This window comes from Clostridium sp. CCUG 7971 (genome assembly GCF_017590215.1).
In the GTDB taxonomy this organism is placed as follows: domain Bacteria; phylum Bacillota; class Clostridia; order Peptostreptococcales; family Peptostreptococcaceae; genus Faecalimicrobium.
This window is the reverse complement of sequence record NZ_JAFFPK010000176.1, coordinates 1-9,662: the sequence shown is the minus strand read 5'-3', so window position 1 is coordinate 9,662 and position 9,662 is coordinate 1. Positions and strand designations below refer to the sequence as shown.

Here is a 9,662-nt window from a genome sequence, read left to right as displayed (position 1 = left end):
TTATCTTCTTTAGCTTTATCGTCTTTTTTAGATTCATTTACTTTAGACTTATCTTCTTTTTTATCTATTGATTGTGAAGCGTTTGTAGGAGCTTTTTTATCTTTAGATGAATCTGTAGGTGTACATCCTGTTAAAGCCATTGATGCAGTTAATACTACTGCTCCTGATAAAAATATACTTAATGCTTGTTTTTTCATATTTAATTTCTCCATTCTTTTTTGAATAATTTTGTTTTTTTTAAGTATATAACAGAGAAATATAAGTTAGCAATATGTATAAGATTACAGTATTGTGTAATGTGTAAATGACTTGTAGACAAGTTGTAAAGAAGTTGTAAAATAGAGAAATAATATTGATTTTGTTAGTTATAACTAGTATTATTCTAATAATATAGAACTTTAATTTACTATTAAAGCTTTATATTATTAAAGATATTTTTAGATAAATCTATTAAATATCTTTCACAATTATTTAAATAAGAATTTGTTAGATATAAAATAGCAACTGACCACTTAGAGTTAGAGTCTTCAATATTAAATAAATCATATTTTTCAATTGCTTTAGTAGTATTTATAACCATATCAGAAACGAAGCATGCACCAAGTCCAGATGTAGCAAGTCTAAAAGCGGTACTAGTATTATCTGTTTCTAATAAAATTTTAGGATTAAATTCATGAGAATCAAACATACTATCCATAAAATTTCTTATCCTATGTCCCTTTTTAGTTAATATAAGATTAATATCATTTAGTTTATTTATATCAATAATATCAGAATTATCATCTAAAAAATAAGACTCATCTAAATAACCTTTTTTACAAGCAAGCATTATTCTTTCTTTATACAATAATTCTTGAGTTATTCTTTTATCTGTAGTTGGAAGTGATGTAAATACTAAATCAACTTTACCTTCAACAAGATAACTTTCTAAATTTTTATCACCCTCTATAATTTTAATCTCGATTCCAGGATATTTTTTCATAAAATTAGGTAAAATTAAAGGTAATATAAAAGCACCTCTTAATGGTGTTATACCAATAGTAATCTTACCCTTTTTCATATTAGATATATCACTAAATTCCTTTTGAAGATTATTAGATAATCTAATAATCTCTTTTGCCGTTTGTATGTACTTTTCTCCAGCATAAGTAAGTGATATAGGAGTTGTAGTTCTATTAAAAATTTGAATTCCCAAATCATTTTCAAGATTTAATACTATTTGGCTTAAAGATGGCTGAGATATATATAATTTAGAGGCTGCTTTTGAAAAACTCTGTAATTCTGCGATTGTAATAATATAATTTAATTTTTTTAAGTTCATTTAAGTCTCCTCTTTATTAAAATACATATTTTATATAATTTTACCAAAAATAAATAGGTGTATAAAGTATTTACCTATAGGTATTTTCATATAAGGTGTATAGATGAATATGTATTTTACTATATATATCTACTTGTATAAAATAAATAATGAAAAACATAATTAAAATAATGATTGGAGATAATTTATGGAATATAAAATAGCATTAATAAAAGGTGATGGAATTGGACCTGAGATAACTGCACAAGCTGTAAAGATATTAGATTCTATTTCAGATATATATGGATATAAATTTAAAATTGAAAATGTAGTTGGTGCAGGAGAAGCAGTAGATAAATATGGAGAACCTCTACCAGAAAAATCGCTTAAATCTTGTATAGAAAGTGATGCCATTATAATTGGGAATTTAGGTGGAAGCAAATGGGACAATATTGAACTTGATAAAAAGCCAGTTAAAGCAATATTAAAATTAAGAGAAGCGTTAAAAGTTAGTACTAACTTAAGACCAATATTTTTAAATAAAAATTTAATAGAATTGTCTCCTCTAAAAGCAGATATTATAAAAAATGGTATAGATATATTAGTAGTTAGAGATATAGCCGGAGGAATGCTGTGTGCAGATAAAAATTATGGAAGAGGAAAATATGGAAGAGAAGCTAGTGATTTAGAATATTACAATGAAGATATTATAAAAAAATCAGCTAATAGAGCATTTAAATCTGCAATTACAAGAAAAAATAAAGTTGCAAGCATTGATAAATCAAATGTATTAGCAAGTTCAAAACTTTGGAAAGAAGTTATAAATGAAAAATCAAAAGAGTACTCAGATGTTAAAGTTACACATCACTTAGTAGACAGTGCGGCTATGGAAGTTATAATAAATCCTTCTAAATTTGATGTAATAGTAACATCAAATATGTTTGGCGATATATTAGCCGATGAGCTTAGTCAAATAACTGGAACTTCTGCAATGTTAGGGTCAGCAGAAATAGATGAAAGTGGAAAAGGTATATTTACACCGAATCAGCTACATTATCCAGATGAAAGTATTATAGGTAAGGATGAAGCAAATCCTATAGGAATGATAATGTCATTAGCCCTTATGCTAAGATATTCATTTAACTTAGAAAAAGAAGCTAGATTAATAGAAAAAGCAGTTGATGAGGTAATAGAAAATGGATATGTGACAAAAGATTTATATATAGATGGGAAAAAAGTAGTTGGAACTGAGAAAATTGGTGATTTAATAGTAGATAGCTTATATAAACTAAGTGAATCTATATCTTAATAGTTTTTATATATGGCACAAAAAATCCTATATAGATAGACACATTTTAAATGTATCTAGTATATAGGATTTTTTAGTATATAGATTTACTTTTACTAAGCTTCTTGTAACATACTATATTCACTATCGGTTTCTCTGCACTTAGTTTTATTAATTAAAATATATTCTAAAAATAATATAATATTAAATATTACTATAACTACTAAACCATAAAGTATAGGGTTTAGTTTAGCTCCTATACTAATAGGTGGTGAACTCATATACCCATAATTAGATACAAGTGCATTATTTATAACAAACATTAATACATGATAGATATTTGTAAAAATTGCAACGTTTCTTAAATCTGATTTTGACATACCTATCTTTTTTACAGATAATAAGTATATAGCCCCCCATAATAAAAATAAATGACCTATAAAATAAGAAAATTGAGTTAAATGAGGAAATGCAAAAGGGTCAAGTCCTGGGAATAATAAGGCTGATATTGAACCAAATATACCCCAATAAGATCCTATTTTCATAAGCATTTCTTTATTAAAAATCATTCCTATTCCTATAAAAATAATAGCTATACGACAGTGGTATAGAGGTAACCCTTCTGTAAATGTATTATATTTACCAGCAAAGTACCAAGAATATAAAAAGAGTTGTTGAAAAATTAAAATGCTTCCTATAGACAACTCAAACTTTCTGCTTTCAGTTTTTCTTATACTAATAAAAATGCTAATAACTAAGGCGATAGATAATATAAATAAGTGCAGTGGTCCAAAAGTTACAAAATTATTAGCACCAGTATTGGTTGTAAAAAAATTTAAAATATTTTCCATAGAATATCCTTTCTATAATTGTATTATTAAAATATATAAGATTAATTTATATGATGTCAAATACTGTTGTATTATATCACGATATGTATTATATCATGGTAAGTTAGATTTAGTACATTACAATAATGTAATAAATCTAACTTATATAAAAAGTAATATATATTAGTATACATATATAAATATTTAAATATTATAAATTAAGCTATTAGTTATTTATAATCTGAAATGAGGTGTATTTTATGAAATGTAATTTACCTAGGGAAAGGTTTTGTGGAGAGATAGAACAAGTTTTTGCTTTTTATAAAGCTATGCCAACAGGAGTTACAGTATCAGAGAATGGACGTATATTTGTTAATTTTCCTAAATGGGGAGATAAAGTAGAGTATACTGTAGCTGAAATAGTAGGTGATAAACTATGTCCATACCCAGATATGAAAACCAATATAACCGATTATAATAATTTAAGTAAGACTTTTATAAGTGTACAAAGTGTAGTTGCAGATGGTCAAGGTATACTTTGGGTATTAGATACTGCATCACCAAACTTTTCAAAACCTATAAAAGGTGGGGCAAAATTAGTTGCAATTGATTTATCTACTAATAAAATAAATAGAATATATACTTTTTCTGATGATGTAGTTTTAGATACTACATATCTTAATGATGTAAGATTTGACTATCGTGTAGGTAGATGTGGATATGCATATATTACAGATTCTTCCTCAAATGGACCAGGTGCTATTATTGTAGTTGATTTATATAGTGGAAGAGCATTTAGACGTCTAAATGGAGCAAAATCTACTTCACCAGATCCATGTTTTTTACCTAAAGTAGAAGGGGAAATAATGTATAATCGCAGTGAAGATGGGACTACATCACCTGCAGTAACATCCGCTGATGGTATAGCTATATCTCAAGATGGGAAAATACTATATTATTGTCCATTATCAAGTAGAGCATTATATTCTATAGCAACAGAAGTTTTAAGAGATACATCTATACCTGATAGATACTTAGAAAAATATGTAGTATATATGGGAGAAAAGGGAGCTTCAGATGGTATGATTACTGATATTAAAGGTGCAATATATGCTGGTGATTATGAAAATAATAGTATACGTAAAATATTGCCTGATTCAAGTATAAAAACTATTGCACATAGCCCATATATATTGTGGCCAGATACACTTTCTATAGGTCCAGATGGATACTTATACTTTATAGCAAACCAACTACATAGACAATCAAAGTACCATTATGGCAGGGATGTTAGGGTAAAACCATATAGCTTATTTAGAATTAATATTAATGAATTACCTGCACCAACAAAATAATAAATATTATTTTACTAAAAGCTATGATTATTAAATCATAGCTTTTTTATGTATTAGAAAACTATAATACTTTGAAGTCTGTGTGTAACTTATAAATCAAAGTAATATCACAACATAAATGAATGTTCATATTGTAAGTATAATCTAAATAAGCTAAGTTAATTTTTAGTTTAAGATAAAGGAGTAATAGCATTAGTTGTTACTCTTACTTTGATGTTCAAAAAGGAGCATGTTGAACTGCTCCTTTATATATTTGGCATATAGTTTTGTACAAATTTCCACAATAGTACCATCTAAACTCAATATCATTCTCTAAATTATATTTGATTATCGAAATATTTCAATGCCAATAGTTCTAATAACTTTCTTAATCCAATGAAATATATCCCGTACGTCATAAGGCGATTCAATGTAATAGTTATGTTAAGATCATGATTAATTGATATAGTTTGCAAGATAGCTAATAATAATATCACTACATAGTGTGATTGATTTGCTACATCATTAGCTTTGTTCTTAATTAATTGCCAGCGTTCGTCATTTTTATAAGCTTTTGCTTTTTTTGACTTCCACACATCAAGATAAATCATAATTCCAATACTTAGAATTATGAAAAATAAAAGAATAGGTTGTTCATTCATTACACTAATCCTCCTTGTATTCAAAAACATCATTTATTGAAACATCAAAAACATCTGCAATTTTGAAAGCTAACTCTAAAGATGGTGTGTATTTATATTTCTCAATTGATATAACAGCTTGACGAGAAATACCTACCTTTTCAGCTAAGTCAGCTTGTGTCCAATCACGCTCAGCTCTCAAAACTTTAATTCGATTCTGTATCAAGGTATTACCTCCTTTACAAAATGTAATCTATTGTTTACATTTTAAATTGTAATCACTTATTTACATTTTGTCAATTACAAAATACTTTTTATATTAATATGATAGGCTAACTTGTATTTTTTCATGAAAACACAAGTTAGCCTATTTATCTAAAATATACCAAAACTTATAAATTAACAAAATGTCTACTAAAACATCTGATTTTGTTGACACTTTATAAATTTCTAATCTGCTATAATTAAATTAAATTATTTTCATAATTAGGAGGGGAACTATGGAGAATATAGATAATGTATTAGAGTTTTATGAAAATGGAGCAGAAAATGGAAGATTAAAAAGAGGACTTGGGAAAATAGAATTACATAGAACTAAAGAAATTTTAAATAAGTATATTAACAACAAAAATAATATAATTTATGATGTAGGTGGAGGAATAGGTGTATATTCATATTGGCTTGCAGAAAAAGGCAATAATGTACATCTATTAGAGTTAGCACATTCAGCTGTAAAATTTGCTATTGAAAATCAAAGTAAAACGACGTTTATTGCAGAGGTTTGTGATGCAAGGAATTTAAATAGAGATGATGAAAGTGCAGATGTAGTTTTACTAATGGGACCTTTGTATCATTTACAAAATAAATGTGATAGAGAACAGGTATTAAGAGAGGCTAAAAGAGTTTTAAAAAAGGGAGGACTTTTATTTTCAGTAGGTATATCAAAGTTTAGTTCTACAACATGGGCATTATCAACCTATGGTAAAACGAATAATTTCTTAGATGATACTATTTATAAAAATATGATAGAAAAAGAACTTATATCAGGAGTTCATACAAGGCCAAAAGAGTATCCATACTTCATAACTCAAGCCTATTTTCATACTCCATTAGAACTTCAAAAAGAAATTGAATCAATAGGATTTGAAACTATACAAAAACATGCGATAGAAGGATTAATTTGGTTTACACCGTGTATAGAGGAGAAATGGGAAGAGGAAAAAAGCAAGGAACAACTTTTAAATATAGTTAGGCTTACAGATACTGAAGATTCAGTTATGGGTATGAGTCCACATTTTATGATTGTTTCGAAAAAATAATTAGCATAAGTATTGATTATAAATTGTTCAAAAAACATTTGATTTATAATATTAAGCTCTAAATGTGATTTTATAGTATACACAATATATCTTGATTTAAAGTAATAAAAACTCTATATGTTTTAATTCTATTTGAAGTATTTTTATTTTAAATATAAAATAAAAATAATATTTAAAATAAGGAGATTTAAAGTGAAGATAGAAAGATTGCTAGGTATTTTATTTTATATTCTTAATAGAGAACGTGTAAGTGGCGCTATATTAGCTGATAAATTTGGAGTATCACGCAGAACTATTCTCCGAGATATTGATACTCTTGCTTTAGCAGGTGTTCCTATATATGCTGAAACTGGTTCTAAAGGTGGCTATTCCATCAATCAAAGTTATAGGATAAATGAAAAATTAATTGATAATTCAAATTCAGAATATATTTTATTGGCACTAAAAAGCCTAAAAGATGTATATGGAGATAAGAAAGTTACAGAAACATATGAAAAAGTAAAGCATATGTTTTCTGTTTCTGATTCAGAAAAAACAATGGAAATTGATTTTTCTGTTATTAATGAAAATAAATATACTATTGAAATGGTATCAAAACTGAAGTACTTAATTCAGGAAAAAAGTAATATAACTTTCGAATATACTAACTCAAAAAGTAAATCCCATTATGTAACTATCGATATTTTACATGTTTTTTATAAATGGTATTCATGGTATATATTTGGATACAATACTGATAAAAAAGAGTTCCGTATGTATAAAATCGTTCGTATAAGAAACTTAAAACAAAATAATGAACTATGGTTACAAGATTATGATATAAAAAAAGAATTAGAAAAATACGAAAATGCAATTACAGAAAAAAATATAACTATTTATATTGAATACGAAAAAGAAATACAAATACTGATTGAAGAATATTTTCTAGGTGAAATTATTACAGAAAAAGAAAATACTATAGTTAGTAAGGTAACAATAAAGGATGATGATTTTATACTTTTTTCTATTATTTTGGGATTTGGAAATAAAATAAAAGTATTGGCTCCTACTTCTTTTTCTCTTAAAATTCAACAACATTTAGAAAAAACTTTAAAAATTTATAAAAACAGTGACATATAGTTGTCACTGTTTTTGTTATACAATAAGTCATAGAAAACTTAAATTCATAGATTAAGGAGAAAATTAGAATATGAAAAAAGTAATATATATTTATATTTTGGATACTATGGCAGATTGGGAAATAGGTTATATTCTACAAGCAATTGGAATGGAAAAAATATTAAATAAAGGTACTACTAAATTTTATATTAAAACAGTTGGTGTTAATAAAAATTCAGTTAAAACTTTAGGAGGATTAACTATTATTCCAGATTGTTCTTTAGATGAAATAAATGAGGATGAAATGGTAGCTATATTACTTCCAGGAGCTGATAGATGGATTGCTGATGATCAAAAACTTATTGTAGGAAAGTTAACTTCATATATTGATAAAGGTATTTTAGTAGCTGCTATATGTGGAGCAACTATAGCCTTATCTGATTTAGGAATTTTAAATAATTATTTACATACAAGTAATTCATTAGAATACTTATGTGAATTTTCTGGAAATTATAAAGGTCAAGATTTTTATAAAAATGAACTTTCTGTTACTGATAAAAACATAATAACTGCAAGTTCAGCAGGTGGGTTATTATGGGCAAAACAAATCCTTGAATATTTAAATGTATATTCAAATACAACTATAGAAGCATGGTATAAATATTATCTAACAGGCAATTCAAAATATTATCTTGAGTTACTATCTAGTATAGAATAATTGCATTAACTAAAAAATAACTATCACTTAAATTTTACTTTAGGGACTAGTTATGTATTTGCAATAAAGTATATCATTTAAAGTTGTCTATAAATCATTTGTTTTAGTGTTCATATTAGTAATTACGGTAATATATGGTATGATATAGATATAAATTTTGCATGGAGGAACTACATAATGAAACATATATTAATTCATGGACTTGGACAAGATGCCTCAAGTTGGAATGAAACAATTTCTTATATGATGGAACAAGATAATATTATTTGTCCTGATTTGTCTTTATTTCTTAAAGAGAAAGATGCATCATATTCAAATCTATATAAAGCTTTCTCAGAGTATTGTGATAATATTTCAGGGCAATTAGATCTATGTGGACTTTCATTGGGAGCAGTTCTTGCATTGAACTATATTATAGATAATCCTAAAAAAGTTAATTCATTAGTATTAATAGCAGGACAATATGAAATGCCGAAAGCATTGCTTAAACTACAAAATATTGTTTTTAAGTTTATACCAGAGAAATCTTTTAACAGTATGGGAATGAGTAAGAATGATTTTATTAAATTAACAACTTCAATGATGAACTTAAATTTTAATGAAGGGTTAAATAATATTTCATGTCCGGTATTACTAATTTGCGGTGATAAAGATATCCCAAATAAAAAAGCTACAATATATTTATCTGAAAGTATATCAAAATCAGAAATCAAATTTATAAAAGGTGCAAAGCATGAAGTAAACAATGACAAGCCTAAAGAATTGGGAGAAATACTTAATGACTTCCACAATAGACTTTGCGGAGCCTTTTAGTGTTCAATAAAACATATCTTTTTATGAACATTTTTAATCCATACAATGATATATCTAAAAGTATTTATAATATAATGAAAACTGTACATGAAATTAAAATTACCTTTTCATGTACAGTTTTAATATCTATTTATTTTTAAGATTCTTAACTTGTTTTTTCTTAGCAACATTAAAAACGACTTCTAATGACTGTAAAAAACTATCAAATTCATTTTTATCCATAGGCTCACCATCAAAAATTAAGGTATCACTATATTCAAATCTTAATAAAACTTCATCGATTGCTTTTTTTACATCAGTAATATCTTTAGTAGATAAAAA

11 protein-coding genes and 1 pseudogene are annotated in these 9,662 nt (G+C 26.2%); 6 read left to right on the top strand and 6 right to left on the bottom strand.

The genetic code is table 11. The annotated features are described in order from the left end of the window. Together JWF52_RS17875 and JWF52_RS17870 are read right to left on the bottom strand one after the other, a co-directional pair. A partial coding sequence (locus tag JWF52_RS17875; RefSeq protein WP_353654975.1) for a hypothetical protein occupies nt 1-197 on the bottom strand: 197 nt, incomplete at its 3' end. 212 nt (nt 198-409) lie between these two features. Then, a complete protein-coding gene (locus JWF52_RS17870; protein WP_208334840.1) occupies nt 410-1,321 on the bottom strand; it encodes a LysR family transcriptional regulator in 912 nt (303 codons plus the stop codon). A gap of 187 nt (nt 1,322-1,508) precedes the next feature. Between JWF52_RS17870 and leuB the strand changes: the two genes are divergently transcribed. Then, on the top strand, nt 1,509-2,609 hold the full coding sequence (leuB, locus tag JWF52_RS17865) for a 3-isopropylmalate dehydrogenase (protein WP_208334839.1): 1,101 nt from the start codon (nt 1,509-1,511) through the stop codon (nt 2,607-2,609). Nucleotides 2,610-2,704: 95 nt separating this feature from the next. Here leuB and JWF52_RS17860 read toward each other — a convergent pair whose 3' ends face one another. Then, entirely contained in the window at nt 2,705-3,439 is a 735-nt protein-coding gene (locus JWF52_RS17860) for a YwaF family protein (protein WP_208334838.1), read from the bottom strand. A gap of 239 nt (nt 3,440-3,678) precedes the next feature. Between JWF52_RS17860 and JWF52_RS17855 the strand changes: the two genes are divergently transcribed. Next, nucleotides 3,679-4,773, top strand: coding sequence for an L-dopachrome tautomerase-related protein (locus JWF52_RS17855; protein ID WP_208334837.1), 1,095 nt, complete (start codon nt 3,679-3,681; stop codon nt 4,771-4,773). Between the two features lie 317 nt (nt 4,774-5,090). Here the strand turns inward: JWF52_RS17855 and JWF52_RS17850 are convergent, their stop codons facing one another. Then, nucleotides 5,091-5,414 carry a hypothetical protein gene (locus JWF52_RS17850; protein ID WP_208334836.1) on the bottom strand — a complete coding sequence of 108 codons (324 nt, stop codon included), beginning with the start codon at nt 5,412-5,414 and terminating at the stop codon, nt 5,091-5,093. 4 nt (nt 5,415-5,418) lie between these two features. Next, complete coding sequence (locus JWF52_RS17845) at nt 5,419-5,619, bottom strand: helix-turn-helix transcriptional regulator (protein WP_208334835.1); 201 nt, start codon at nt 5,617-5,619, stop codon at nt 5,419-5,421. A 274-nt stretch (nt 5,620-5,893) separates the two neighbouring features. On the opposite strand from JWF52_RS17845, the gene JWF52_RS17840 reads away from it, so the two are divergent. From JWF52_RS17840 to JWF52_RS17825, 4 genes are all read left to right on the top strand, one after another. Further along, entirely contained in the window at nt 5,894-6,712 is an 819-nt protein-coding gene (locus JWF52_RS17840) for a class I SAM-dependent methyltransferase (protein ID WP_208334834.1), read from the top strand. Between the two features lie 192 nt (nt 6,713-6,904). Then, nucleotides 6,905-7,831, top strand: a complete 927-nt coding sequence (locus JWF52_RS17835; RefSeq protein WP_208334833.1) for a helix-turn-helix transcriptional regulator — start codon at nt 6,905-6,907, stop codon at nt 7,829-7,831. Nucleotides 7,832-7,901: 70 nt separating this feature from the next. Further along, nucleotides 7,902-8,528 carry a DJ-1/PfpI family protein gene (locus JWF52_RS17830; protein ID WP_208334832.1) on the top strand — a complete coding sequence of 209 codons (627 nt, stop codon included), beginning with the start codon at nt 7,902-7,904 and terminating at the stop codon, nt 8,526-8,528. Between the two features lie 177 nt (nt 8,529-8,705). Further along, complete coding sequence (locus tag JWF52_RS17825; RefSeq protein WP_208334831.1) at nt 8,706-9,341, top strand: alpha/beta fold hydrolase; 636 nt, start codon at nt 8,706-8,708, stop codon at nt 9,339-9,341. 126 nt (nt 9,342-9,467) lie between these two features. Here JWF52_RS17825 and JWF52_RS17820 read toward each other — a convergent pair. Beyond that, a pseudogene (locus JWF52_RS17820) lies at nt 9,468-9,662 on the bottom strand (hypothetical protein); the annotation flags it as partial.

Excerpts from the sequence above, each read along its gene's own strand:
- JWF52_RS17825 (WP_208334831.1), top strand. The coding sequence starts at position 8,706 with ATGAAACATATATTAATTCATGGACTTGGACAAGATGCCTCAAGTTGG.
- JWF52_RS17850 (WP_208334836.1), bottom strand. The coding sequence starts at position 5,414 with ATGAATGAACAACCTATTCTTTTATTTTTCATAATTCTAAGTATTGGA.
- JWF52_RS17860 (WP_208334838.1), bottom strand. The coding sequence starts at position 3,439 with ATGGAAAATATTTTAAATTTTTTTACAACCAATACTGGTGCTAATAAT.
- JWF52_RS17870 (WP_208334840.1), bottom strand. The coding sequence starts at position 1,321 with ATGAACTTAAAAAAATTAAATTATATTATTACAATCGCAGAATTACAG.
- leuB (WP_208334839.1), top strand. The coding sequence starts at position 1,509 with ATGGAATATAAAATAGCATTAATAAAAGGTGATGGAATTGGACCTGAG.
- JWF52_RS17840 (WP_208334834.1), top strand. The coding sequence starts at position 5,894 with ATGGAGAATATAGATAATGTATTAGAGTTTTATGAAAATGGAGCAGAA.
- JWF52_RS17855 (WP_208334837.1), top strand. The coding sequence starts at position 3,679 with ATGAAATGTAATTTACCTAGGGAAAGGTTTTGTGGAGAGATAGAACAA.
- JWF52_RS17830 (WP_208334832.1), top strand. The coding sequence starts at position 7,902 with ATGAAAAAAGTAATATATATTTATATTTTGGATACTATGGCAGATTGG.